This window comes from Phreatobacter oligotrophus (assembly GCF_003046185.1).
Taxonomy (GTDB): Bacteria; Pseudomonadota; Alphaproteobacteria; order Rhizobiales; family Phreatobacteraceae; genus Phreatobacter; species Phreatobacter oligotrophus.
Genome location: NZ_PZZL01000006.1, coordinates 66130 through 89598, shown reverse-complemented (window position 1 = coordinate 89598; position 23469 = coordinate 66130). Strand labels below are relative to the sequence as shown.

22 protein-coding genes are annotated in these 23469 nt (G+C 68.8%); 6 read left to right on the top strand and 16 right to left on the bottom strand.

Features of this window, described 5'->3' with window-relative positions; all coding sequences use genetic code 11:
• Positions 1-144: 144 nt before the first annotated feature.
• The 11 genes from C8P69_RS14855 to C8P69_RS14805 form a co-directional block, all read right to left on the bottom strand.
• A complete protein-coding gene (locus C8P69_RS14855; RefSeq protein ID WP_108178215.1) occupies positions 145-540 on the bottom strand; it encodes a RidA family protein in 396 nt (131 codons plus the stop codon).
• Between the two features lie 73 nt (positions 541-613).
• Positions 614-2164: an AMP-binding protein gene (locus C8P69_RS14850; RefSeq protein ID WP_108178214.1), complete on the bottom strand. Its 1551-nt coding sequence runs from the start codon at positions 2162-2164 to the stop codon at positions 614-616.
• A 70-nt stretch (positions 2165-2234) separates the two neighbouring features.
• A complete protein-coding gene (locus tag C8P69_RS14845) occupies positions 2235-3464 on the bottom strand; it encodes an ABC transporter substrate-binding protein (RefSeq protein WP_108178213.1) in 1230 nt (409 codons plus the stop codon).
• Between the two features lie 75 nt (positions 3465-3539).
• Positions 3540-4583: a branched-chain amino acid ABC transporter permease gene (locus C8P69_RS14840; protein WP_108178212.1), complete on the bottom strand. Its 1044-nt coding sequence runs from the start codon at positions 4581-4583 to the stop codon at positions 3540-3542.
• 2 nt (positions 4584-4585) lie between these two features.
• The gene (locus tag C8P69_RS14835; protein ID WP_108178211.1) at positions 4586-5491 is read right to left on the bottom strand and encodes a branched-chain amino acid ABC transporter permease; all 906 of its coding nucleotides are present in this window, start codon (positions 5489-5491) and stop codon (positions 4586-4588) included.
• Between the two features lie 18 nt (positions 5492-5509).
• Positions 5510-6223 (bottom strand): ABC transporter ATP-binding protein, encoded by a 714-nt coding sequence (locus C8P69_RS14830; RefSeq protein WP_108178210.1) that lies wholly within the window; start codon positions 6221-6223, stop codon positions 5510-5512.
• A 2-nt stretch (positions 6224-6225) separates the two neighbouring features.
• Entirely contained in the window at positions 6226-6936 is a 711-nt protein-coding gene (locus C8P69_RS14825) for an ABC transporter ATP-binding protein (RefSeq protein WP_420541423.1), read from the bottom strand.
• A 371-nt stretch (positions 6937-7307) separates the two neighbouring features.
• Positions 7308-8300 (bottom strand): fumarylacetoacetate hydrolase family protein, encoded by a 993-nt coding sequence (locus C8P69_RS14820; protein WP_108178208.1) that lies wholly within the window; start codon positions 8298-8300, stop codon positions 7308-7310.
• 6 nt (positions 8301-8306) lie between these two features.
• Positions 8307-9083, bottom strand: coding sequence for a cyclase family protein (locus tag C8P69_RS14815; protein ID WP_108178207.1), 777 nt, complete (start codon positions 9081-9083; stop codon positions 8307-8309).
• Positions 9084-9093: 10 nt separating this feature from the next.
• Positions 9094-9765, bottom strand: a complete 672-nt coding sequence (locus C8P69_RS24460; protein WP_281260051.1) for a TetR/AcrR family transcriptional regulator — start codon at positions 9763-9765, stop codon at positions 9094-9096.
• Positions 9766-9847: 82 nt separating this feature from the next.
• Complete coding sequence (locus C8P69_RS14805; protein WP_108178206.1) at positions 9848-10168, bottom strand: plasmid stabilization protein; 321 nt, start codon at positions 10166-10168, stop codon at positions 9848-9850.
• Between the two features lie 84 nt (positions 10169-10252).
• Between C8P69_RS14805 and C8P69_RS14800 the strand changes: the two genes are divergently transcribed.
• Complete coding sequence (locus C8P69_RS14800; RefSeq protein ID WP_108178205.1) at positions 10253-11233, top strand: alpha/beta fold hydrolase; 981 nt, start codon at positions 10253-10255, stop codon at positions 11231-11233.
• Between the two features lie 187 nt (positions 11234-11420).
• On the opposite strand, the gene C8P69_RS14795 is transcribed toward C8P69_RS14800, so the two are convergent.
• Positions 11421-11795 carry a hypothetical protein gene (locus tag C8P69_RS14795; RefSeq protein WP_108178204.1) on the bottom strand — a complete coding sequence of 125 codons (375 nt, stop codon included), beginning with the start codon at positions 11793-11795 and terminating at the stop codon, positions 11421-11423.
• Between the two features lie 212 nt (positions 11796-12007).
• Between C8P69_RS14795 and ettA the strand changes: the two genes are divergently transcribed.
• Positions 12008-13660, top strand: a complete 1653-nt coding sequence (ettA, locus tag C8P69_RS14790; RefSeq protein ID WP_108178203.1) for an energy-dependent translational throttle protein EttA — start codon at positions 12008-12010, stop codon at positions 13658-13660.
• A gap of 199 nt (positions 13661-13859) precedes the next feature.
• Here ettA and prmB read toward each other — a convergent pair whose 3' ends face one another.
• Positions 13860-14780 (bottom strand): 50S ribosomal protein L3 N(5)-glutamine methyltransferase, encoded by a 921-nt coding sequence (prmB, locus tag C8P69_RS14785; RefSeq protein WP_108178202.1) that lies wholly within the window; start codon positions 14778-14780, stop codon positions 13860-13862.
• A gap of 282 nt (positions 14781-15062) precedes the next feature.
• On the opposite strand from prmB, the gene C8P69_RS14780 reads away from it, so the two are divergent.
• A complete protein-coding gene (locus C8P69_RS14780; RefSeq protein WP_108178201.1) occupies positions 15063-16853 on the top strand; it encodes a tetratricopeptide repeat protein in 1791 nt (596 codons plus the stop codon).
• 18 nt (positions 16854-16871) lie between these two features.
• Positions 16872-17756, top strand: a complete 885-nt coding sequence (locus tag C8P69_RS14775) for a 4-(cytidine 5'-diphospho)-2-C-methyl-D-erythritol kinase (RefSeq protein ID WP_108178200.1) — start codon at positions 16872-16874, stop codon at positions 17754-17756.
• Positions 17757-18002: 246 nt separating this feature from the next.
• Here C8P69_RS14775 and queC read toward each other — a convergent pair whose 3' ends face one another.
• Both queC and C8P69_RS14765 read right to left on the bottom strand, forming a co-directional pair.
• Complete coding sequence (queC, locus tag C8P69_RS14770) at positions 18003-18701, bottom strand: 7-cyano-7-deazaguanine synthase QueC (RefSeq protein ID WP_108178199.1); 699 nt, start codon at positions 18699-18701, stop codon at positions 18003-18005.
• A 13-nt stretch (positions 18702-18714) separates the two neighbouring features.
• On the bottom strand, positions 18715-19722 hold the full coding sequence (locus tag C8P69_RS14765; RefSeq protein WP_108178198.1) for a polyprenyl synthetase family protein: 1008 nt from the start codon (positions 19720-19722) through the stop codon (positions 18715-18717).
• A 194-nt stretch (positions 19723-19916) separates the two neighbouring features.
• On the opposite strand from C8P69_RS14765, the gene C8P69_RS14760 reads away from it, so the two are divergent.
• Together C8P69_RS14760 and C8P69_RS14755 are read left to right on the top strand one after the other, a co-directional pair.
• Positions 19917-20147 carry a putative signal transducing protein gene (locus C8P69_RS14760; protein WP_108178197.1) on the top strand — a complete coding sequence of 77 codons (231 nt, stop codon included), beginning with the start codon at positions 19917-19919 and terminating at the stop codon, positions 20145-20147.
• A gap of 76 nt (positions 20148-20223) precedes the next feature.
• Positions 20224-20991 (top strand): tRNA1(Val) (adenine(37)-N6)-methyltransferase, encoded by a 768-nt coding sequence (locus C8P69_RS14755; protein WP_211353833.1) that lies wholly within the window; start codon positions 20224-20226, stop codon positions 20989-20991.
• A gap of 371 nt (positions 20992-21362) precedes the next feature.
• Here C8P69_RS14755 and glyS read toward each other — a convergent pair whose 3' ends face one another.
• The gene (gene glyS / locus C8P69_RS14750; RefSeq protein WP_108178195.1) at positions 21363-23468 is read right to left on the bottom strand and encodes a glycine--tRNA ligase subunit beta; all 2106 of its coding nucleotides are present in this window, start codon (positions 23466-23468) and stop codon (positions 21363-21365) included.
• Position 23469: the final 1 nt, after the last annotated feature.

The following is a 23469-nucleotide window of genomic DNA, read 5'->3' as shown; positions in this document are numbered from 1 at the left end:
GACCCGCGGTATCCCCGCCGTCGCGATCGTGCCGGAGGTTCCGGGCAGGGACGGTGGCGGCCAAAAAACAAACAGTCAAGTATGTATCTTTCAGGAGTGTCCGGCGTGCCGTGGGCGGCTTGCCCTGGGGGCGGGGCAGGGCGCTCAGGGGATTGCGGCGACGCATTCGATCTCGATGTCGAAGGCGAGCGGCCAGGGCTTGATGGCGGCGCTGGTGCGGGCGGGGAAGCCGGAGGCGAAGCGGCGGCGATAGACGGCGTTGACCCCGCCCGTGAGCGCGGGATCGGTGACGAAGACGATCGCCTTCACCACCTGGTCGAGCGACGAGCCGCCGAAGCGGAGCACGACGTCCAGCGCGTCGATGGCAGCCTCCGTCTGCCGCTCGATGTCGCCGGAGACGATGTCGCCGGTGACCGTGTCGATCGGGGGCATGCCGCAGGTGAAGAGCAGGTCGCCGGCGCGCACCAGCGCCGAGGTCGGTGCGCCGAGGCGGCGGATCGCCTCGGAAATGACGGGTACCTCGATGATCTGGCGCTGCATGGCTTGTCCTCGCGGGGCGGAGCCAAGCGCGCCCGCGACGGTATCGCAAGGCGGCGTCCCGCAGGGCAGCCGGTCAGACGATGCGCACCTTGCGGTCGCCCCAGTAGCGGTCGCGCAGGCCCTTCTTGTAGAGCTTGCCGGTCGGCAGCCGCGGCAGCTGGTCCATGAAGTCGATGGAGCGCGGGCACTTCTGCGCCGACAGGTGGGCGCGGCAGAAGGCGATGAGCTCCTCAGCCAGGGCCGGACCGGGTTCGACGCCGGGCATGGGCTGCACCACCGCCTTCACCTCCTCGCCCAGGTCCTCGTTCGGCACGCCGAAGACGGCGGCATCGGCGACCTTGGGATGGGTGATGAGCAGGTTCTCGCATTCCTGCGGGTAGATGTTCACCCCGCCGGAGATGATCATGAAGGTCGAGCGGTCGGTGAGGTAGAGGAAGCCCTCGTCGTCGACATAGCCGACGTCCCCCACCGTCGACATGGTGCCATCGGGCGAGCGCGAGGCGGCGGTGCGCTCGGGATCATTGAAATAGACGAAGGGGTTGGCGGTCTTGAACCAGATCTCGCCGGGCTCGCCCTTCGGCGCCGGCTGCATCTCGGCGTCGAGGATGTGGAGGTCGCCCATCAGCACCCGGCCGACCGTGCCGCGGTGGCTCATCCATTCGGCGCTGTCGCAGGCGGTGAAGCCCATGGCCTCGGTCGCCCCGTAGTACTCGTGGATGATCGGCCCCCACCAGCCGATCATGTCCTCCTTGACCTGCGGCGGGCAGGGGGCGGCGGCATGGACGGCGATTTCCAGCGAGGAGAGGTCGTAGCGCCCACGCACCTCCAGCGGCAGCTTCAGCATGCGCGAGAACATGGTCGGCACGAGCTGGCTGTGCGTCACCCGGTGCTTCTCGATGAGGGCGAGATAGGCCTCGGGGTCGAAATGCTCCATCACCACCACCGTGCCGCCGCGGCGGATGGTGAGGCTCACGGCCGCCTGGGGCGCCGAGTGGTAGAGCGGCGCCGGCGAGAGGTAGATCATGTCCTCGCGGTAGCGCCAGAGCTTGTCGAGGAAGACATAGAGCGGCAGCGGCTCCGACGGCGGGTTCTCAGGCAGCGGTCGCAGGATGCCCTTCGGCCGGCCGGTCGTGCCGGAGGAATAGAGCATCGGCGTGCCGAGCGCCTCGTCGGCAATCGGTGTCGCCGGGTACCTGGCCACGGCGGTCGCGAAATCGGGATGGGCGGCGTCGGCCGGGTCGCCATCGACCACGAGGCAGAGCGTCACGTTCGGGCACTGCTTCAGCGCCTGGAAGGCCACCTCGCGCTTGGCGCGGGAGGTGATGAGGAGCTTCGACTCGCTGTTGTTGAGGATGTAGGCGAGCTCATCCGCCAGCAGGTAGGAGTTGATGCAGGTGTAGTAGAGCCCCGCCCGCTCGCCGGCCGCGCAGGCCTCGAGATAGCGGGCATTGTTCTCCATGAAGATGGCGTAGTGGTCGAGGCGCTTCAGGCCATGCGCCCGCAGGAGATGGGCGAGGCGATTGGCCCGCTCCTCGAACTGCCGGTAGGAGACGGTCTCGCCGCTGCCGGCCATGATAAAGGCGGCGCGGTCCGGATGGGCCTTGGCGTGGTGTCCCGGATACATGGCTGTCGGCGCCCGGCTGCGGTGGCGGGAAGGGGCGGCGCGGGAGGCCCGCGCCGCCGAGGTCCAAGCGTCAGGAGGTGCTCTCGTTGGAAAGCACGTCGCCGAACAGCTTGAAGGTATCGCCTTCGACGCGGGCGAGCTGGACCGACTGGATCGGGTAGAAGTCGGTCGGAGAGGTGTTCACCTTGATGCCGGGCAGCAGCAGCGGCGCCTCGTAGCCCTTGAGGTTCGCCGCTTCCTTCATGACGTTCTCGCGGGTGAGGTTGTCGCCGGCCTGGCGCAGCACCTGCAGCAGCGAGTGGGCGACCGAGTAGCCGAAGTTGTGGCCGTCGTCGCGGATGTCGGCATTCGGCATGTACTTGGCCATGAAGGCCTTCCATCCCACGACATCCGGCGAGTTCGCCCATTGCGGATCGTTCGCGTCCTTGCGGTAGAGCGCGACCATGATCCCCTGCGAGTTCTGGATGCCGGCCGGCTGGAGCACCGAGCCGAAGGAGGAGGAGACGTTGTTGAGATAGTGGATCGGCTTCCAGCTGATCTCAGCCGCCTTCTTGATCGCCTGCGCCGCGAACTTCGGCGTGGTGATGTTGAAGAACACGTCGGCGCCGGAATTCTTCAGCTGGATCATCTGGCTGTCGACGGTCGGGTCGGTGACCTCGTAGGTCGAGAGCTGGACGATCTTGCGCTCGTTGGCAGCGCCGAGGCCCGCCTTGAAGCCGTTGAAGTAGTCCTTGCCGTAGTCGTCGTTCTGCATGAGCACGCCGATCTTGGCGTCGGGCTTCGTCGCCAGGATGTGCTTGGCGTAGATCGCGCCCTCGGTGGCGTAGTCGGGCTGCCAGCCCATGGTCCAGGGGAACTGGCGCGGGTTGCCCCACTTGGAGGCGCCGGTGGCGACGAAGAGCTGCGGCACCTTGCGCTGGTTGAGGTAGCGCTGGATCGCCGTGTTGGACGGCGTGCCGAGCGGGTTGAAGACGAGCAGGACCTTGTCCTCCTCGACCAGCTTGCGGACCATTTCCACCGCCTTGGGCGGCGAGTAGCCGTCGTCATAGGTGATGAAGGAGATCTTCCGGCCGTTGAGGCCGCCGGCGTCGTTGACCATCTTCATCACCGCCTCGGAGGTCCGGCCGATGACGCCGTAGGCCGAGGCATTGCCCGAATAGGGCATGATGTTGCCGATCTTGATTTCGGTGTCGCTCGCGCCGTCGTCATAGCGCTTCTGGGCGATGGCGGGGGCGAAGACCGGGGTCACGGCAAGGGCGCCGAGGCCTGCGATCACTGTTCTGCGCTTCATCTCAGTCATGGTGTTTCCTCCGTCGGGTGGGGGCAGCCTTGTGGCCGGCTGCTTGTGATGGGGTGATGCACTGATGGGGCGGGCTCAGGCCCTCCGCCTGAACCGCGCCCAGAGCGCGGCGAGGCCACCGGCAATGCCGCCGGGCATGACGTAGATCAGGATGATGAGGGTGATGCCGTAGAGCGTCCAGGGCTGCAGCTCGAGCGGCAGATGGATCGCCTGGGTGAGCTTCTTCGTCATCGCATCGGCATATTTCTCGATGAACTGCACGAAGACGCCGCCGATGATGGCGCCGGGGAGCGAGGCGACGCCGCCGACCACCGCGCCGACGAGGATCGCGATGGAGAGCTCGAAGCGGAAACTGTCGGGCGAGACGAACTCGAAGATGATGGCGTGGAGCGCGCCGGCTATGCCGACATAGAGCGCCGAGATGCCGAACACCGTTGCCTTGTAGCGTGAGGTGTCGATGCCCATCGTGCCGGCGGCCAGCGTGTTGTCGCGAATGGCGATCATGGCGCGGCCGGGCCGGGAGTTCAGCAGGTTGCGCGCCGCCCAGAACATCGCCACGGCGACGATCAGCACGACCAGGAACATCCACTGGTCGGAGGAAAGCGGCAGGCCGAAGGGCGCGTCGGGCTTCATCAGGTTGATGCCCATGACGCCGTTGGTGATCGGCTCCAGGTGCTTGTATTTCAGCATCTGCGGCACGGCGATGGCGAGGCCGAAGGTGGCGAGCGCCAGATAGTGCCCTTCGAGCCGCAGGGCCGGTAGGCCGAAGAGATAGCCGATGACGAAGCAGAGGACGGCCGCGACGGGAAGCGTCAGCCAGTAATTGACGCCATAGGTCTCGATCAGCACGGCTGCGGTATAGGCGCCGACGGCGAAGAAAGCGCCGTGGCCCAGCGAGATCTGGCCGTTGAAGCCGGTCAGCAGGTTCAGGCCGAGCACCGCGATCGCATAGACGATCATCAGGCTCATCTGCAGGAAGGTGAAGTTGGAGATGACGCCCGACTTGCCCACCAGGAAGGGCAGGGCGGCGGCCATCAGCACCAGCCCGATGACGAGGGTGCGGGTGATGTTGCGGGCCGGATCGGCGGTGGGGGCGCCCGGAGCGGTCACGGCGGTCATGCTCACACCCTCTTCACGGTGGTGCGGCCGAACAGGCCGGCGGGTTTCAGGGTGAGGATGGCGATGACGATGATCAGCGCGACCGTCAGCTTCTCGCCGTTGCCGACGATGTAGATGCCGAAGGTCTTCTCGGTGAGGTTGCCGAAATAGGCGACGAGGTTTTCCAAGACCCCGACCATGAATCCGCCGAAGACGGCGCCGGCCGGGTTGGAGATGCCGCCGACCAGCGCCCCGGCAAAGCCGTAGAGGAGGATCGAGGCCATCATGTTGGGCTCGAGATAGACGACCGGGGCGACCATGGCGCCGGCGACCGCGCCGACCGCGGCGGCTAGGCCCCAGCCGAGCGCCAGCATCCAGTCGACATTGACGCCGACGAGGCGGGCCGAGACCGGGTTCTGCGCCGCCGCCCGCATGGCAAGGCCCAGCGGCGTGAAGCGGAAGAAGCCCCAGAGCCCGAAGAGCATGATGAGCGAGACCGCGATCATGCCGATCTGGTGGGCGCCGATATAGCCGGACCCGGCGAAGGACACGTTGGGGAAGGGCGAGGGGAAGTTCTTGATCGTGTGGCTCCAGATGCCGCCGGCGAGGGAGTGGAAGATGGCCAGCAGCCCAATGAAGACGACGACGATGGAGAGCACCGAGGCGTTGTGCAGCGGCCTCAGGATGATCCGCTCGATCATCACGCCGAGGATGAAGGAGAACAGGATGGTGAAGGCCAGCGCCGGCCAGAAGGGCACGCCCCACTGGATCATCTGCCAGCAGATGTAGGTGGAGAACATCGCCATCTCGCCCTGGGCGAAGTTCAGGTGGTCGGTGGCGGTGAAGATCATGACGAGGGCCAGCGCCACGAGGGCGTAGATGGCCCCCGATGCGAGGCCTGATGCGATCTGCTGGATCAGCTGTTCCATGCGCCGGTCCCCGTTCGCCTAGTAGCCGAGATAGGATTTGCGGATGCCCTCGTCGTTCTTGAGCTGGGTCGCGGGCCCGCTCATCACGACGGTGCCGGTCTCCAGCACATAGGCGGTGTCGGCGAGATCGAGGGCGAGCGCCGCGTTCTGCTCGACGAGCAGCATCGAGACGCCGGCCTCGGCATTGATCCGCCGCATGATGTGGAAGATCTCCTGGACGATGAGCGGGGCGAGGCCGAAGGAGGGCTCGTCCAGCAGCATCAGGCGCGGCGAGAGCATCAGCGCGCGGGAGATGGCGAGCATCTGCTGCTCGCCGCCCGAGAGGGTGCCCGCCTGCTGGTGGAGGCGCTCCTTCAGCCGCGGGAAGTACGTGAAGACGAGGTCGAGGTCGCGCTTGACGCCCGACTTGTCGCGCCGCCCGTAGCTGGCAATCTTGAGGTTCTCCTCGACCGACAGGCCGGTGAAGGTGCCGCGGCCCTCCGGAACATGGGCGACGCCGCGGCGGGCAATGTCCTCGGTCGCGGCGCGATCGATGGCCTCGCCGTCGAAGGTGATGCGCCCGTCGCGCTTCACCAGGCCGCTGATGGCGCGCAGCGTCGTGGTCTTGCCCGCGCCATTGGCGCCGAGCAGCGTGGTGATGCCGCCCTTCTCAAGGGCGAAAGACAGGCCGTGCAGGGCTTCGGTTGCGCCGTAATAGGCCTTGAGGCCGGAGACTTCGAGCAGCGGCGCCATGGTCAGGCCCCCGTGCCGAGATAGGCGCGGATCACCTCGGGGTCGCGCTGCACTTCCGCGGGCGTCCCGTCGGCGATCTTCTTGCCGAAGTCGATGGCGACCACCTTGTCGGAGACCGACATGACGAGGCTCATGTGATGCTCCACCAGGAGCGTCGTGACCTTCTGGACCTCGACGACCCTGCGGATCTGCTCCTTCAGCACCTCGATCTCGTCGTGGTTGAGGCCGGCGGCCGGCTCGTCGAGCAGGAGGAGCTTCGGGCGAGCGGCGAGCGCCCGGGCCAGCTCGACACGCTTGCGAATGGGGAAGGGCAGGGGGCCGGCCGGCATGGCGGCGAAGGATTCGAGGCCCATGAAGGCGACGAGTTCGCGCGCCCGGTCCTCGATCATCTTTTCTTCCGCCGTGACCGCGCCGGTGCGCAGGACGCTGGCGAGGAAGCCCGCCCGGCTCTGGCTGTGGCAGCCGACCTTGACGTTGTCGAGAACGGTCATGCGGTCGAACAGCGCGACGTTCTGGAAGGTGCGCCCCATGCCGATGGCGGCGATGGCGTGGCGCGGCGCATTCATGATCGAGCGGCCCTCGAAGAGGATGTCGCCCTCGTTCGGGATGTAGAGGCGGCTCAGGCAGTTGAAGAGCGTGGTCTTGCCGGCGCCATTGGGGCCGATGAGCCCGACGACATGACCGGGCATGACGTCGAAGGATATGCCGTTCAGGGCGATGATGCCGCCGAAGCGGACGCAGATGCCTCGGACCGCCAGAAGCGGCGCGGATGCGGATTCCGGATGCGCGTCGGCAATGCCAACGGATGTCATTGGCCGGTATCCTCCCTGGAAGGCCGGGCGCTTGTGCGCTGCCGATTGTTCGGCTGGCCGTTATCGTTGGCGGCAGTGTGAACAGATAAGGCGGGTCGCCGCAATGTCGTTTTGCCACATTGCCAACCGGGGCCTTAGTCGCCCGCGCCCCGGTCGAACCGGTCCTGGGCCCGCTTCAGCCGTTGAAAACCAGTGAAATTTCGTTCCGCAGGGCGAAACGATGACACGGGCTCACGCCCGCGCCTCTTCCGAAAGGCGGAGGCCGGATGGTGTCACGCGGCGGAGGAGAGGACGCGGTTGCGCAGGGTGCCGAGGCCCTCGACGCTCAGTTCCACGACGTCGCCGCCCTTCAGGAAGCGGTCGTGTTCGAGGCCGCAGCCGCCGTTCACCGTGCCCGAGCCGAAGACCTCGCCGGGCATCAGCGTCTCGGCGCGCGACACATAGGCGATCATGTCCTCGAAGGAGTGGAGCATCCCCCTCGTGCTGCTGTCGGTCCAGGTCTCGCCGTTCACCTGGGCCGTCGCCTTCAGCGCATAGGGGTCTGGCATCTCGTCGGCCGTCAGGATGTAGGGGCCGAGCGCATTGCCCGCGTCGAAGCTCTTGCCCTTGGCGGGGCCGAGCATGCCCGCCATTTCCGCGAGCTGCGCGTCGCGGGCCGAGAAATCGTTGAAGATCGTGTAGCCGAAGATGTGCGCGTGGGCCTCGCCCGGTGCGATGTTGGCGCCGCCGCCCCAGAGCACGGCGGCGAATTCCAGTTCGTAATCCATCAGCTTGGAATAGGACGGCCAGAGCACGTCGGTGTCCGGCCCGACGATCGAGAAGCGGTTGGTGAAATAGTAGATGGGGCGGTCGCGATAGACCTGCGGGACCTCCTCGGCGGGCTGCAGGGCCTGCGCCGCAGCCTCGTCGCCTTTCGCCCGGGCGATGATGCGCCGCATGCCCACCGGCGCATCGAGCAGGTGGCGGGGGAAGACCGAGAAGTCGCGGACCTGCGGCGGCACGGGAATCGGCGCCCGCAGCCGCACCCGCGCCAGCGGCCGGGCAATGTCCTCGTCGATCTGGTGCCGCCCGGCAAGGGTCCGCGCCTGGTCGAGGGCGCGCGGCCCCGCCTCGATCAGCGCCAGCATGGAGCGGAAGGCGGTGGCCGGGACGTGGTCGCGATGGGCGGCGGTGGCGAGGTCGAGGACATGCTCGTCGCCGGGCGGCCCGATGATGGCGCCCAGCCGGTCGCGGCCATGCGAGCCGAGGAAGGTCACGAGCTTCATGGACGTTCACTCCTCGAAGATGGCGACCGCCCGGCAGAACCCGGCCGAGGCCTTGTGGATCTTGAAGGGGAAGCAGGCGATGGTGAAACCGGTGGCGGGAAGCTTATCGAGGTTGGTCATCTTCTCGATATGGCCATAAGCGCGCACCATGCCGGCGCGATGGCCTTCCCAGATGAGGCTCGCGTCGCCGGTCTCCGCATATTTCCGGGCGGTGTGGACGAAGGGCGCGTCCCAGCTCCAGGCGTCGGTGCCGGTGATCTTCACGCCGCGCTCGGTGAGATAGAGCGTCGCCTCGCGGCCCATGCCGCAGCCGCGGCCGACATAGTCCGGCTCGCCGTAGCGGGCGCCGGCGGCGGTGTTGACCACGACGATGTCGAGCGGCTGCAGGGTCACGCCGGTGCGCTTCAGCTCCGCCTCGACATCGGCCGGGGTCGCCACATAGCCATCGTGGAAATGGCGGAAGTCGAGCTTCACGCCGCGCTGGAAGCACCAGTCGAGCGGCATCTCGTCGATGGTCCAGGCAGGCTTTCCGCCATCAGTCGTCGAGTGGAAGTGGTAGGGCGCGTCGAGATGCGTGCCGTTGTGGGTGGAGACATTGAGCTGCTCCACCGCCCAGCCCTCGCCGCCGGGCAGGTCGTCCTGCGTCAGGCCGGGGAAGAAGGGCAGGATCTGCCCGACGGACTGGCGATGATCGACATAGGTGATGGAGGGCAGGGCCGAGGGCGGGTCGGAAGCGATGTCGGCGCGTAGGGCCACGGACAGGTCGATGATGCGGCGGGGCATGACGGGTCTCTCAGGTCTCGAAGGCGTCGGGTGTGGGAACGGCGAGGGCGCGCAGGCCCGCCGCCGCGAAGACGATGGCGCGGGCGATCATCGCGTCGCTGTCGGCATCATCCGCGGCCCCCCGCGACAGGCGGTGGGCGCGGCCGGTCGTCGGCATCTGGCTGAGGGCGGCGCCGACGACGAAGAGATAGCCCCAGGTGGCGGAGGCCCGGTCGAGGCCGGGCAGGGCGGTCATCAGCGCCGCGATGAAGCGGTCTGCCATGGCGTCATAGGCGCGCGCCATGAGGTCACGCTGCCAGTCGGCATCGGCGGTGGTGAGCTCGAGGATGAGGGCGGCGAAGCGCGGTCCACCCTGATTGGGTTCGTCGCCGGTCTCGACCGCGGGCCGCAGCAGCGCCTCGATGATGTCCTCGACGCTCGGCCTGCCCCGCGCCAGCATGGCGTCGAGACGCGCGATGCGGATGCGGTTGATGGCCGCCGCGCGGCGCAGGAACATGGCCTCGAACAGGCCCTCCTTGGTGCGGAAATGGTAGTGCAGCAGGGCCTGGGCGACCCCGGCAGCCTCGGCAATCGCCCGCATCGAAGCACCCGCATATCCCCGCGCGGCAAAGACCTCCTCGGCCGCGTTGAGGATCTCCTCCCGCGACGAGGTGCGCGACGGACCGGCTGGCGCTGCGGCCACGGAGCCTCCTGAGGGCTGATCGGGCGATCAGTGAAGACCTCCGCCCGCGCGCCTTCAAGATCGGCCGAGCGGCCGATGGGCTTCAGTGCTGGGTGGCGTTGCGCTTGCGGGTCGCGGCGGCCTTCTTCGCTGAGGCGGAGCGTTCGGCGGCGGTGCGGGATGCGCTCGCCGCGCCGCCCTTCTTGCCACCCTTCTTGCCGCCGCGCCTGGCCGCGACCTTCGTATCGGGCTTGCCGCGGCCCGAGCCTGAGGCGTTGCCGCCGCCGCTCTCCTTGTTGACCGTGGCCCAGGCAATGGCCTCGGCCCGGTCCTCGGAGGCGCCGCGCTCGCGGTAGCTCTCCTCGATATGCTCTGCCTTGCGCTTCTGCTTGCCGGTATAGGCCGACTTGTCACCGCGGGGCATGGGGGGACTCCTGTTCGGGGGAATGGGCAAAGGCCAACCCGCGGGGCAGGCTCGCCGTTCCTTCGCCGCAGTGGAGCCCCCGCCATGACGACAGCAGACGAGGCCGAGATCCGCCTCCGGCAGGTCAAGGCGAATGGCATCACCATGCGCATCGCCGAGATCGGCGAGGGGCCTCTCGTGTTGTTCTGCCATGGCTGGCCCGAGGGCTGGGCGTCCTGGCGGCACCAGATGCGGGCGGTGGCCGCGGCCGGCTACCGGGCCGTCGCCCCCGACATGCGCGGCTATGGCCATACCGACGCGCCGGCCGAGATCGAGCGCTATTCGATCCTCGACCTCGTCGCCGACCAGGTCGAGCTGCTGAAGGTGCTGGGGGCCGATATCGCGATCGTCGTCGGCCATGACTGGGGCGCCCCCGTCGCCTGGCATTGCGCGCTGCTGCGGCCGGACCTGTTCCGCGCCGTGGTCGGCATGAGCGTGCCCTGGACCCCGCCGGGCTACACGGACCTGCTCACGGCGCTGGAGAAGCTCGGCATCCGTGACTTCTACATGCAGTATTTCCAGGTGCCGGGCGTGGCCGAGGCCGAACTCGACGCCGACCCGGAAGACAGCCTGAAGCGCATCTATGGCGACGGTTTCGGCGGGCGCGAGGGCAAGCGCAAGTCGATGATCCGGCTTAAGACGCCGGGGGGCATCATCGCCAACACCGATCCGCCGTCAGCCATGCCTGACTGGCTGCCCGACAGCCACATGGCCTACATGGCCGGGCAGTTCGCCCATTCCGGCTTCCGCGGCGGGCTCAACTGGTACCGGAACCTGCGCCGCAACGCCCATATCACGGCGCCCTGGCGCGGCCAGCCGATCCGTCAGCCCTCGCTGTTCATCGCGGGAACCCAGGACGGGGTGATGCACTTCCCCGCCTCGAAGGCGCAGATCGAGGCCTATGCCACGACCTTGCCGGGCTGCCGCGGCGTGCATCTGCTGGAAGGCGCTGGCCACTGGATCCAGCAGGAGCGGGCGGAGGAGGTGAGCGGCCTTCTCCTCGGCTTCCTCAAGGGGCTGGATTAGGCGAAGCGGGCCTGCGTGCCCCTGCCTTTGCGGCGGCGCGCTCCTCACCTCTCCCTGGCGGGGAGAGGTCGGCCGCAGGCCGGGAGAGGGGGCCATTCCATGGTCTTCAGAGGCTCCCCCTCAACCGATCCTCGCAACGCTTGGAGCGACCTCTCCCCGCCGGGGAGAGGTCAAGAACCGGCGCGCCTTACTGTGCCGGGACCAGCCGCTCGCGGCCGACGCCTTCCTGGCCGGCAATGGTCCAGGTGCCGTCGAGGGTGCCGTCGTCGTTGATGCGATAGACCACGAGGCCGACGGCCTCGCCGAGCTTGTAGGCGGCCGAGAGCACGTTGCCCTGGCGCATGCAGAACCCTTGCGTCGGCGGCGTGTTGGGAATGGCCCAGCGGATGCCGCAATTGCCGCCTGCGGTGCCCGAGATCACCGCGACGCCGCGATAGCCCGTGCCATTGCCGTTGTCGCCGATGACCGTGTAGCGGCCGGTGAGCTGCTGGGCGCCGGCGGCGGCCATGCCGGCGGCGAGGATGCCCGCAGCGGCGAGCGTGGTGATGATGCTGGTCTTCATGGGGTCCCTCCCTTGCGCCGGCGGAATCCGCCGTCTCGACCTGCGTAATCTTGCTGCATTGCGCCCACGTGTCACCGAAAAATGGCGGACGAAAAGGCCGCAGGGCGCTTGCGGGGCGGTGCCGCGCCCGCTATCTCGCGGCCACCCATCCGACTTCCGTCTCGCGGCGGCGCATCCCCTTGCGCCCGAGACCTTCGAGGACGCCCGACGCCATGGCCCGCCAGTTCGCCTATCACATGTCCGGCCTTACCAAGGCCTATCCGAACGGCAAGAAGGTGCTGGAGAACGTCCATCTCTCCTTCTACCCGGACGCCAAGATCGGCGTGCTCGGCATCAACGGCGCGGGTAAGTCCACCCTGCTGCGCATCATGGCCGGGGTCGACAAGGAATATACCGGCGAGGCCTGGGCGGCGGACGGCGTGCGCGTCGGCTACCTGCCGCAGGAGCCGCAGCTCGACAGCACGCTGAACGTCCGCGAGAATGTCATGCTCGGCGTCGCCGCCAAGAAGGCGATCCTCGACCGCTACAACGATCTCGCCATGAACTATTCGGACGAGACCGCGGACGAGATGGCGAAGCTGCAGGACGAGATCGAGGCCAAGGGCCTGTGGGATCTCGACAGCCAGGTCGACCAGGCCATGGACGCCCTGCGCTGCCCGCCGGATGACTGGGCGGTCGAGAAGCTGTCGGGCGGCGAGAAGCGCCGCGTGGCGCTCTGCAAGCTGCTGCTGGACCAGCCGGAAGTCCTGCTGCTCGACGAGCCGACCAACCACCTCGATGCCGAGACCACGGCCTGGCTCGAGGGGCACCTGCGGACCTATCCCGGCGCGATCCTGATCGTCACCCACGACCGCTACTTCCTCGACAATGTCACGGGCTGGATCTTGGAGCTCGACCGCGGCAAGGGCATCCCCTACGAGGGCAACTATTCCTCCTGGCTGCAGCAGAAGCAGAAGCGCCTCCAGCAGGAGGGCCGCGAGGAGGAGACGCGCCTCAAGACGCTCGCCCGCGAGGCGGAGTGGATGGGCGCCTCGCCCAAGGCGCGCCAGGCCAAGAACAAGGCCCGCATCCAGCGCTACGAGGATCTGGTGAAGGCGGCGGCCGAGAAGGGCCCGACGACGGCGCAGATCATCATTCCGATCGCCGAGCGGCTCGGCAACAACGTCATCGAGTTCCAGAACCTGTCCAAGGGCTTCCAGGACAAGCTGCTCATCGACGACCTGTCGTTCAAGCTGCCGCCAGGCGGCATTGTCGGCGTCATCGGCCCGAACGGCGCCGGCAAGACCACGCTGTTCCGCATGATCACCGGCCAGGAGAAGCCGGATTCCGGCGCCATCGAGATCGGCGAGACGGTGAAGCTCGGCTATGTCGACCAGTCGCGCGACAGCCTCGACGCCAACAAGACGGTCTATGAGGAGATCTCCGGCGGCAACGAGATCCTCTATCTCGGCAAGCGCGAGATCAACGCCCGCGCCTATTGCGGCGCCTTCAACTTCAAGGGCGGCGACCAGCAGAAGAAGGTCGGCCAGCTCTCCGGCGGTGAGCGCAACCGCGTCCACCTCGCCAAGATCCTGCAGCGCGGCGCCAACGTCCTGCTGCTCGACGAGCCGACCAACGACCTCGACGTCGACACCCTGCGCGCGCTGGAAGAGGCGCTCGAGGATTATGCCGGCTGCGCTGTCATCATCAGCCACGACCGCATGTTCCTCGACCGCATCGCCACCCACATCCTCGCCTTCGAGGGCGACAGCCATGTGGAGTGGTTCGAGGGCAATTTCGCGGACTACGAGGAGGACAAGAAGCGCCGCCTCGGCATCGACTCCACCATCCCGAAGCGCATCCAGTACAAGAAGTTCGCGCGCTGATCGAAGGTTAGGGGAACAGGGTCGGCCTTGGCCCCTCACCCTTCCCTCTCCCCGCAAGCGGGGAGAGGGGGCAACAGCGAAACGGGCCATCGATACCGCTCGTGCCTGGCGGAAACGTGTCAGGCGAAGCGGGGCGTCAAAGTCCCCCTCTCCCCGGCGGGGAGAGGGAAGGGTGAGGGGCCAGTCCTCTCTCCGGGTCTCAGCGCCCCGCCAGGTCCCTCGCCGTCAGCCAGAAGACCTCGCCCTCGCTCTCCTCCGAATCCAGCCAGAGGAAGGGCAGGTCGAACTCCTCCTCGAGGATGTCGCGGCCCGTGCCGATCTCGCAGAGCAGGCCGCCATCCGGCGTGAGGTGGTCCCCGGCCGTCCGCAGGATGCGGCGGACGATGTCCAGCCCGTCGGCGCCGCCGAGATGGGCCATGACCGGCTCGGCCTTGAACTCCGCCGGGAAGGCGTCGACCTCGCCCTGCGCCACATAGGGCGGGTTGGTGATGATGAGGTCGTAGCGCTGGCCCTTGAGCGGCGCGAAGAGGTCGCCCTGAAGGAGCCTGACGCGCTCGCCCATCTCGTGGTCGGCGACGTTGAGCTTCGCCACCTCCAGCGCATCGCTGGAGAGGTCCACGGCATCGACACTCGCCTCGGGAAAGGCCATGGCGGCGAGAATGGCGAGGCAGCCCGAGCCGGTGCAGAGGTCGAGGACGCGCTCCACCGCGAAGGGGTCGGGCACCGGCCCCGCGCCGTCGCCGGCCAGCGCGCCGGTCATCATCATCTCGCCGAGATAGGAGCGCGGGATGATGACCCGTTCGTCGACCCGGAAGGGCACGCCCTGGATATAGGCGCGGCCGAGCAGGTAGGGCGCCGGCTTGCGGGTGGTGACGCGGGCCTCGATCAGGCCGAGGAGCGTCTCGCGCTCGGGGCGGGTCAGGCGGGCCTCCAGCCAGGGCGCGAGGTCATCGATGGGCAGCGACAGGCCTTCGAGCAGCATGAAGGCGGCCTCGTCCAAGGCGGTCGTCGTGCCGTGGCCATAGGCGAGCTTTGCCGCGCCGAAGCGCGAGACGGCGTAGCGCAGGAGGTCGCGGACGGTGAGAAGGTCGTCGGCGGGTGAGGCGGGCGTCGGGGCCATGGTAATCCGTCCGTGGTCGGAGGCGGTGGCCTCGCGAGCGGGTGCTAGCGGCTTCGTGCCCGGGGTTCAAGCATCGCGACGGGCCGATCACAAGCGCGAGACCAGCCCCGCCGCTGCCGCAAAGCACGGGCAGGATGGCCACGGCATCGCCCAAGTCCGGGGCGAAGGTCGCCTTGCGGATCACCGGTTTCGGAGGCATTCTGGCCAAGGTCCGCAGGCCCGTCCGGCGCGCAAACGCATGCTGCGCCCCCCTTTTCCCATCGGGACACGAGAGAGCGACGAGTGAATATTCTGACCCCGATTCGCGTCGTGGCGCTCGCCGCCGGCCTAGCGCTCGCCGCCGTGTCGTCGGCCTTCGCCCAGTCCCGCAACCAGACGTTCGAGCCGCTCGGGCCGACGCCGACCTTCCGCGACGCCCTGCGCTCGTCGGTCTACGGCAATGTGCTCGCCGCCCGCCTCGCCTCCAATGTGCGCGACACGGCCACCGCCTCGGTCTACTGGCGCGCCGCGCTGCGGCAGGACCCGCGCAACAACGAGATCCTCGAGCGCGCCTTCATCACCACGCTCGCTGATGGCAATGCCGACGAGGCCATGCCGCTCGCCGAGCGGCTGATCCAGGTCGATCGCGCCCATCGCCTCGCCCGCCTGGCGCTGGCCATGCGCGCCATCAAGGCGCGGCAGTTCCAGACGGCGCGCACGCATCTCACCGCCGCCCCGCGCGCCAATGCCGACCTCACCTCGGCGCTGCTCATCGCCTGGACCCATCTCGGCTCGGGCGAGCCGCAGGCGGGCGTCGCCGCTCTCGACCGGCTGACCGGCGCCGACTGGTATGCGCTGTTCAAGAATTTCCATGCCGGCCTGATCCTCGATGCCGCCGGTCGGCGCGCCGAGGCCGGCCAGCGGCTGGAAGAGGCCTACAAGCAGGACCCGACCATCCTGCGCATCGTCGATGCCTATGGCCGATGGGCCTCGCGCGCCCGCAATGCCGATGAGGCGCGGCGCATCTTCGCGGCCTATGACAAGGTCATCCCGAACCATCCGATCATCGTCGAGCTGCAGGAGCGCGTCGGCCAGCCCGGCGGTCTGCCGGTTCTCGTCCGCACCAGCCAGGCCGGTGCGGCCGAGGTCCTCTACGGCCTCGGCTCGGCCCTGTCGCGCCAGGGCGGCGAGGACCTTGCGCTGATCTATCTCCAGCTCGCGCGCTATCTCGAGCCGCAGCACGAGATGGCGATCCTGTCGCTCGCCGATCTCTATGAGTTCCTCAAGCTGCCGCGCCGGGCGATCACCGCCTTCGAGGACATGCCGGAGCGCTCGCCGCTCTATCGCAACGCCCAGATCCAGCGGGCGCTGAACCTCGAGCAGATCGACCGCACCGACGAGGCCCGCCAGTCCCTGTCGGAGCTGATCGCCCGCAACCCGCAGGACCTCGAGGCGATCCAGGCGCTCGGCAACATCCAGCGCGCCCGCAAGCTCTTCGCCGAGGCCGCCGAGACCTATTCCAGGGCGCTGGCACTGATCCCGACGCCGACCGCGCAGCACTGGATCTATTTCTACTTCCGCGGCATCGCCTTTGAGCGCACCAAGCAGTGGGCCAAGGCCGAGGCAGACCTGAAGAAGGCGCTGGAGCTGATCCCGGAGAACAATGTCCGCGGCCGCGCGCAGGTGCTGAACTATCTCGGCTATTCCTGGGTCGACCAGGGCGTGAACCTCGAACAGGGCCTCGACCTCGTGAAGAAGGCCGTCGAGCTGACGCCCGAGGACGGCTACATCGTTGACAGCCTCGGCTGGGCCTATTACCGCATGGGTCGCTTCGAGGAGGCCGTGGTGGAGCTGGAGCGCGCCATCGAGCTGAAGCCCGAGGATCCGGTTATCAACGACCATCTGGGCGATGCCTACTGGAAGGTCGGCCGCGAGCTCGAGGCGCGGTTCCAGTGGAACCATGCCCGCGACCTCAAGCCCGAGCCCGACGATCTCGTGCGCATCCTCGACAAGATCGCCAATGGCCTGCGCGAGATTCCGCAGGAGACCAGCCGGGCCTCCGGCGAGGCCGCCCCGGCGCCGAAGCCGAACTGACGGCTGCGGCCTGCCGCCATGGCCGATGTCGCGAGCGTCGACCGCGCGCCGGCGAAGGTGAACCTCACCCTCGTCGTGCGCCGGCGCAGGCCCGACGGCTACCATGACCTCGAAAGCCTCGTGGTCTTCGCCCGCAGCGGCGACGAGCTGCGGTTCACGCCCGGGGGCGAGGGCTATCGCCTCGTCGTCCGCGGCCGGACGGCGGCCGCCGCCGGTCCTGACAGCGACAACCTCGTGCTGCGCGCTGCCCGCACGCTCGCGGAGACGGCGCCGGTTCCCGGCGGCACCTTCACCCTGGTGAAGCGGCTGCCCGTGGCGGCCGGCCTTGGCGGCGGATCGTCGGATGCGGCGGCGGCGCTGAGGCTGCTGGCGCGGGCGGGCGGCCTGTCCCTCGGGGATGAGCGGGTGATGGCGGCGGCGCGGGCCACCGGCTCGGACGTGCCGGTCTGTCTCGACCCCCGGCCGCGGTTCATGCGCGGCACGGGTCACGACCTCGGGGCTCCACTGTCGCTGCCGCGCCTGCCGGCGCTCCTCGTCAATCCCGGGGTGGCGGTGTCGACGCCGGCGGTGTTCCGCGCGCTGGGCCTTGCGGCTGGGACGGAGCGGGACGGCGATCCGGCGACGGCGTTGGAGGCATCCCCCGCGCCTAAGCGCGCCGGGCTGCTGTCGCTCATCGCGGCTTCGCGCAACGATCTCGAAGCGCCGGCGGTGGCGCTGGCGCCAGAGGTCGCAACCGCCCTTGCGGCGCTCAGGGCCGATCCCGGTTGCCGCTTTGCGCGCATGTCCGGGTCGGGCGCGACGGTGTTCGGGCTCTTCGACACCTGCCGCGCGGCGGCGAGCGCGGGCAAGGCGATCGCAGCGGTTCATCCGGGCTGGTGGGTGAAGCCGACCATGCTGGGGTGAGGGCCGGGGGCTCTCCGCCTCCTTCACCTCTCCCCGGCGGGGAGAGGTCGGCCGAAGGCCGGGAGAGGGGGCTTGGCTGGTCCGGAGAGGTCTCTCCCCCTCTCCCGCCTCGCTGCGCTCGTCGACCTCTCCCCGCCGGGGAGAGGTGTGCGGCGGCTCTGTTTGCGTAAGATCAGGTATGCCCGGTTCGAGCCGTGGAGGCTTGGTCGAGAGCCTGGAACGGCGCGTGCGGAACGGCGGGCAGCCTCACCCGCCGCGATACCGCCGCCAGCCGGCGGCGCGCAGGTGGCAGGCCGGGCAGGTGCCGCAGCCATGGCCCCAGTCATGGAGGTGCTCGCGGTCGCCGAGATAGCAGGAATGGCTCTCCGCGCGGATGAGCTCCACCAGTGGCTCGCCGCCCAGCCGCTCGGCCAGCCGCCAGGTCTCCGCCTTGTCGATGAACATCAGCGGCGTGTGGAGCACGAACCGGCTCTCCATGCCGAGGTTGAGGGCCACCTGCAGCGCCTTGATCGTGTCGTCGCGGCAGTCCGGATAGCCGGAATAGTCGGTCTCGCACATGCCGGCGACGATGTGCTTGAGGCCGCGCCGATAGGCGAGCGCCGCCGCGAAGGTCAGGAAGACGAGGTTGCGGCCCGGCACGAAGGTGTTGGGCAGGCCCTGGTCGGTCATGGCGATCTCGACCGAGCGGGTGAGCGCCGTGTCCGAGACCTCGCCGAGGGCGGCAAGGCCCAGCGTGTGGTCGGGACCGAGGCGGACGCCCCAGTCGGCATTCACCGTCGCCAGCCCGTCGCGCACGGTGGCGCGGCATTCCAGCTCGACGGCATGGCGCTGGCCGTAGTCGAAGCCGAGCGTCTCGACATGGTTGAAGCGGTCCAGCGCCCAGGCGAGGCAGGTCGCTGAATCCTGGCCTCCGGAGAACAGGACGAGGGCGCCGCTGTCGTCCATCGTCGCCACGGGCTCAGTGGGCCCGGGCGATGCAGAAGTCGACGGCCTGGACGAGGGCGTCCTTCATGGCGCTGTCGGGGAAGAGGGCGAGGGCGTCCTTGGCCATCTCGCCGTAATGGCGGGCGCGCTCGATCGTATCGGTGAGGGCGCCGTGGCGGGTCATGAAGCCGATGGCGGTTTCCAGGTCCCCATCCGTGATCGCGCCATCGACCAGCACCTTCTTCCAGAAGGCGCGCTCCTGCTCGGAGCCGCGGCGGAAGGCCAGCACGACGGGCAGGGTGATCTTGCCCTCGCGGAAATCGTCGCCGGTGTTCTTGCCGAGCTTCTGCGACTTGCCGCCATAGTCGAGCGCGTCGTCGACGAGCTGGAAGGCGATGCCGAGGTTCATGCCATAGGCGCGGGCAGCCGCCTGCTCGGCCTTGGGGCGCTCGGCGATGACCGGGCCGACCTCGCAGGCCGCGGCGAAGAGCTCGGCGGTCTTGCCGCGGATGACGGCGAGATATTCATCCTCGGTGGTCGAGGTGTTCTTGGCGGCGGCGAGCTGCATCACCTCGCCCTCGGCGATGACGGCCGCGGCGGTCGACAGGATGTCGAGGGCGCGGAGCGAGCCGACCTCCACCATCATCTTGAAGGCCTGGCCGAGCAGGAAGTCGCCGACCAGCACCGAGGCCTCGTTGCCCCAGACCATGCGGGCGGCCGGCTTGCCGCGGCGCATGTCGCTCTCATCGACGACGTCGTCGTGCAGCAGCGTCGCGGTGTGCATGAACTCCACGGCGGCGGCGAGCTTCACGTGGCCCTCGCCCTGGTAGCCGGCGAGGGCGGCCGTCGCGAGGGTGAGCATGGGACGCAGGCGCTTGCCGCCGGAGGAAATCAGGTGGTTCGCCACCTCCGGGATCATGGTGACCTCGGACCCGGTGCGCGAGATGATCATCGCATTCACCCGGTCCATGTCGGCCCTCGTGGCCCCGACCAATGCCTCGATCGAGGCCCTGTCCTTCTCGAAGGGGACGACGACTGCCACGCCATGCTCCACGAAACCCGCCCGCGCGGGAGCGCGGGTCGCCGCCCCGGGATAGGGGCGAAATGATGGCGGGACAATAGGGCGGAGGCGTGGTCTTCTCAAGCTGCGGCCGGTCACGAAAAGGCGCGCGGCAGCGGCGAGAGGTCGCGGCAGCCGCCCATCAGCGGAGGGCATAGGCCGGAAGGAGATACCGCTTGGAGGAAATCATCCGCACCGGCGACCCGGTGCTCGTCAGCGCCGTCGAGGCCCTGCTGTCGGGAGAGGACATCGACTATCTCGTCGCCGATCGCCATGTCTCGGCGCTGGAGGCGCGGATCGCCGCATTTCCCATGCGCATTCTGGTCGCCACGGAAGATGCGCCGCGGGCGCGCCGGGCCATCGTCGAGGCCGGCTGGGGCGACACGCTGAGGGTCGGTCCGCCGTGACGCCGAAGCTCATTCCTTCGGCTTGACGTGCACGTCACGTGTTCATCCTCACGGTATTGTATGCAACACTATGCAGATGAACGCACTCAGCGACCCGCTGCTGGACATCACGGCCGATACGGTGCTGGGTGGACGCGTGCAGATCCACCAGCCGCGCACCGGGCACCGCGCCGGGCATGATGCGGTGCTGCTCGCCGCTGCCGTTCCGGCTGTGCCGGGCGACCGCATTCTCGACCTTGGCGCCGGTGTCGGCACCGCCGCCTTCTGCCTCGCGGCGCGCGTGCCGCAATGTTTCCTGACCCTCGTCGAGATCGACCCGGAACTCGCGGCCCTCGCTGAGCGCAATGCCAGCGCCAATGGCTTCGGCAATCGCAGCCGCGTGGTGGTGATGGATGCGCTCGCCCGTGGCACGTCGCGCGACAAGGCGGGCCTGCTGGTCGGCCAGATCGACCGGGTCATCACCAATCCGCCCTTCCACGATGCGCCGCGCCACCGCGCCTCGCCCGGCGCGCGCCGCAGCCTCGCCCATACCGGTGGCGACGAGGTGCTGGCGGGCTTCCTGCGGACCGCCGTGGCCGTGCTCCGGCCGGGCGGGACGGTGACGCTGATCCACCGCGCCGATCGCCCCGAGGCGCTGCTGGCGGCGATGAAGGGCCGGTTCGGCGGCGTCACGCTGCGACCGGTCCATCCGAAGCCGGACGCGCCGGCCATCCGTCTCATCGTCACGGGCACCAAGGGCTCGCGGGCGCCGGTGTCGATCCTGCCTGGCCTGGTGCTGCAGGACGGCTATGGCACGCCGACGGTCGAGGCCGAGGCGGTCCTGCGCGGCGGGCGGGCGCTCTAGGGGGCGGTCGGTTCCGGGGCTGGTCGGTTCCGGGCCTTGCCCCCTCTCCCGGCCTGCGGCCGACCTCTCCCCGCCGGGGAGAGGTCAAGCTGCGCCCCTTCGGAACAGGCTCCCGAACCGCAATCCGCCATGGCCATGCTTCTAGCGGGCGTGATGGAGATTGGCTCGAGATAGGGTTGTGGCGAGCGATGCGGCAACCCTCTCCCCTCGTGGGAGAGGGTGCCCGCGGCAGCGGGCGGGTGAGGGGGCCGAAGCCGCTCCGCCGCCCCCTCATCCGGCGCATAGCATCGAGCGAACGCGAGATGCGTTCGCATCTCGCTATGCGGCGCCACCTTCTCCCGCAGGGGGAGAAGGACTACTGCTCGGCGGACTCAGCCCTCGATCTTCGAGAAGTCCGCCACCGTCGCGGTCGCGGCGCGGAGCTGGCCGAGGATGCGCAGGCGGTTCTCGCGCAACGCCGGGTCGTCGGCATTGACCGTCACCTTGTCGAAGAAGGCATCGACCGCCGGGCGCAGCTCGGCGAGGGCCTTCATGGCGCCGGCATAGTCCTCGCGGCCGACATGGTCGCGGGCCCGGGCCGAGGCGGACTGCAGCTCGGCGAACAGCGCCTTCTCCTCCGGCAAGCCCTTCGCCTCGACGAGGGCGGCATCCGGCGCGCCGTCATGGGCGCGGCCGTCCTTCTTCTCCTCGATGCGCAGGATGTTGATGGCGCGCTTGGTGCCGGCGAGGAGGTTCTTGCCGTCCTCGGTGCCGAGCAGGGCAGCGAGCGCCTCGACGCGGCGGACGACGAGCAGAAGGTCGTCATTGCCCTCGCCGGAGGCCAGCACGGCATCGACGAGGTCGTGGCGCTGCCCCTGGTCGCGCAGCAGGACCTTCAGGCGGTCGTGGAAGAAGGAGAGGAGGTCGGCCGAGAAGCCGCCGATCTGCCCGAGCGAGAACTTCAGGCCGTTGTCCGTCAGCAGGCGGATCACACCAAGGGCCGCACGACGCAGGGCGAACGGATCCTTCGAGCCCGTCGGCTTCTCGTCGATGCGCCAGAACCCGGTCAGCACATCCAGCTTGTCGGCCAGTGCCACGGCCACGGCGACCTTGTCGGTCGGCACGCGGTCGCTCGGCCCCTGCGGCTTGTAATGGTCCTCGATGGCGGCGGCGACGCTTTCGTGCTCGCCCTGGAGCAGCGCATATTTCCGCCCCATCAGGCCCTGAACTTCAGGAAATTCGCCGACGACCTCGGTCATCAGGTCGGCCTTGGCGAGTTCCGCTGCGCGCTCGGCCAAATCCGGATCGGCGCCGACCAGCGGCGCGATGTGGCGGGCGAGCGCCTTGATGCGGTCGACGCGCTGCCCTTGCGTGCCGAGCTTCTCGTGGAAGACGACGTTGAGGGCCCGCAGCTTCGCCATGCGCTGGTCCAGCGGCTTGGCTGCTGCGTTCTCGAAGTCGGGGAGGGGTTTCTGGTCCGTCTGCCAGAAATAGAGCGCGTCGGAGAGGCGGGCACGGATGACGCGCTCGTTGCCGGCGATGATGGCCTTGCCGCCATCGCTCGCCTCGATATTGGCGGTGAGCACGAAGCGGTTGGCGAGGCGGCCGTTCCTCGGGTCGCGCACCACGAAGCACTTCTGGTTGGCGCGGATCGTGGCGCGGATGACCTCGTCGGGAATGGCGAGGAAGCTCTCCTCGAAGGAGCCCATGAGCACGACGGGCCATTCGACAAGGCCGGCGACCTCGTTCAGCAGCCCCTCGTCCTCGACCAGCTCGAACCCCTGAGCGAAGCAGAGATTGCGCGCGTCGGCGAGGATGCGGCGCTTGCGCTCCTCCGGGTCGGCGACGACGAAGGCCTTGTCGAGGCTCGTCAGGTAGTCGTCCATCCGCCGGGCGCGGATGGTGGCCGGCGCCATGAAGCGGTGGCCGCGGGTGGTGTCGCCGGAGACGATGCCGTCCACGGCGAAGGGGATCACCGCCGGCTCCTCGGTCTCGGGGCCGAAGGTGCAGAGGATCGACTGGAGCGGGCGCACCCAGCGCAGCGACGAGGTCGAGGTGGATGCGGCGCCCCAGCGCATCGATTTCGGCCAGGGGAAGGAGCGGATCACCTCGGGCACGATCTCGGCGATGACGTCGGGGGTCGGGCGGCCCGGCTTCTCGATGACGGCGATGTAGCTGTCGCCCTTCTTCGGGTCGGACTGGATGATGGCCTGGTCGATGGAGGCGAGGCCGGCGCTCTTCAGGAAGCCCTGGATGGCGGCCTCGGGCGCGCCGACGCGCGGGCCCTTGCGCTCTTCCTTGACGTCCGGCGAGGCCGGCGGCAGGCCATGGACCGAGAGCGCGATGCGGCGCGGCGTGACGAGGACGCGGGCGCCCTCATAGAGGCAGCCCCTTGCGACCAGCGCGTCGGTGACGGCCTTCTTCAGATGCGCGGCGGCATCCGCCTGCATGCGGGCCGGGATCTCTTCGGAGAGGAGTTCGAGGAGCAGGTCGGGCATG

What these genes read in the sequence shown, in the direction of transcription:
- C8P69_RS14795 (WP_108178204.1), bottom strand. Translation starts at nt 11,795, where the DNA reads ATGAAGACCAGCATCATCACCACGCTCGCCGCTGCGGGCATCCTCGCC.
- C8P69_RS14805 (WP_108178206.1), bottom strand. Translation starts at nt 10,168, where the DNA reads ATGCCCCGCGGTGACAAGTCGGCCTATACCGGCAAGCAGAAGCGCAAG.
- C8P69_RS14815 (WP_108178207.1), bottom strand. Translation starts at nt 9,083, where the DNA reads ATGCCCCGCCGCATCATCGACCTGTCCGTGGCCCTACGCGCCGACATC.
- ettA (WP_108178203.1), top strand. Translation starts at nt 12,008, where the DNA reads ATGGCCCGCCAGTTCGCCTATCACATGTCCGGCCTTACCAAGGCCTAT.
- queC (WP_108178199.1), bottom strand. Translation starts at nt 18,701, where the DNA reads ATGGACGACAGCGGCGCCCTCGTCCTGTTCTCCGGAGGCCAGGATTCA.
- C8P69_RS14855 (WP_108178215.1), bottom strand. Translation starts at nt 540, where the DNA reads ATGCAGCGCCAGATCATCGAGGTACCCGTCATTTCCGAGGCGATCCGC.
- C8P69_RS14835 (WP_108178211.1), bottom strand. Translation starts at nt 5,491, where the DNA reads ATGGAACAGCTGATCCAGCAGATCGCATCAGGCCTCGCATCGGGGGCC.
- C8P69_RS14830 (WP_108178210.1), bottom strand. Translation starts at nt 6,223, where the DNA reads ATGGCGCCGCTGCTCGAAGTCTCCGGCCTCAAGGCCTATTACGGCGCA.
- C8P69_RS14755 (WP_211353833.1), top strand. Translation starts at nt 20,224, where the DNA reads ATGAACGCACTCAGCGACCCGCTGCTGGACATCACGGCCGATACGGTG.
- C8P69_RS14850 (WP_108178214.1), bottom strand. Translation starts at nt 2,164, where the DNA reads ATGTATCCGGGACACCACGCCAAGGCCCATCCGGACCGCGCCGCCTTT.
- C8P69_RS14820 (WP_108178208.1), bottom strand. Translation starts at nt 8,300, where the DNA reads ATGAAGCTCGTGACCTTCCTCGGCTCGCATGGCCGCGACCGGCTGGGC.
- prmB (WP_108178202.1), bottom strand. Translation starts at nt 14,780, where the DNA reads ATGGCCCCGACGCCCGCCTCACCCGCCGACGACCTTCTCACCGTCCGC.
- C8P69_RS14800 (WP_108178205.1), top strand. Translation starts at nt 10,253, where the DNA reads ATGACGACAGCAGACGAGGCCGAGATCCGCCTCCGGCAGGTCAAGGCG.
- C8P69_RS14775 (WP_108178200.1), top strand. Translation starts at nt 16,872, where the DNA reads ATGGCCGATGTCGCGAGCGTCGACCGCGCGCCGGCGAAGGTGAACCTC.
- C8P69_RS14845 (WP_108178213.1), bottom strand. Translation starts at nt 3,464, where the DNA reads ATGACTGAGATGAAGCGCAGAACAGTGATCGCAGGCCTCGGCGCCCTT.
- glyS (WP_108178195.1), bottom strand. Translation starts at nt 23,468, where the DNA reads ATGCCCGACCTGCTCCTCGAACTCCTCTCCGAAGAGATCCCGGCCCGC.
- C8P69_RS14840 (WP_108178212.1), bottom strand. Translation starts at nt 4,583, where the DNA reads ATGACCGCCGTGACCGCTCCGGGCGCCCCCACCGCCGATCCGGCCCGC.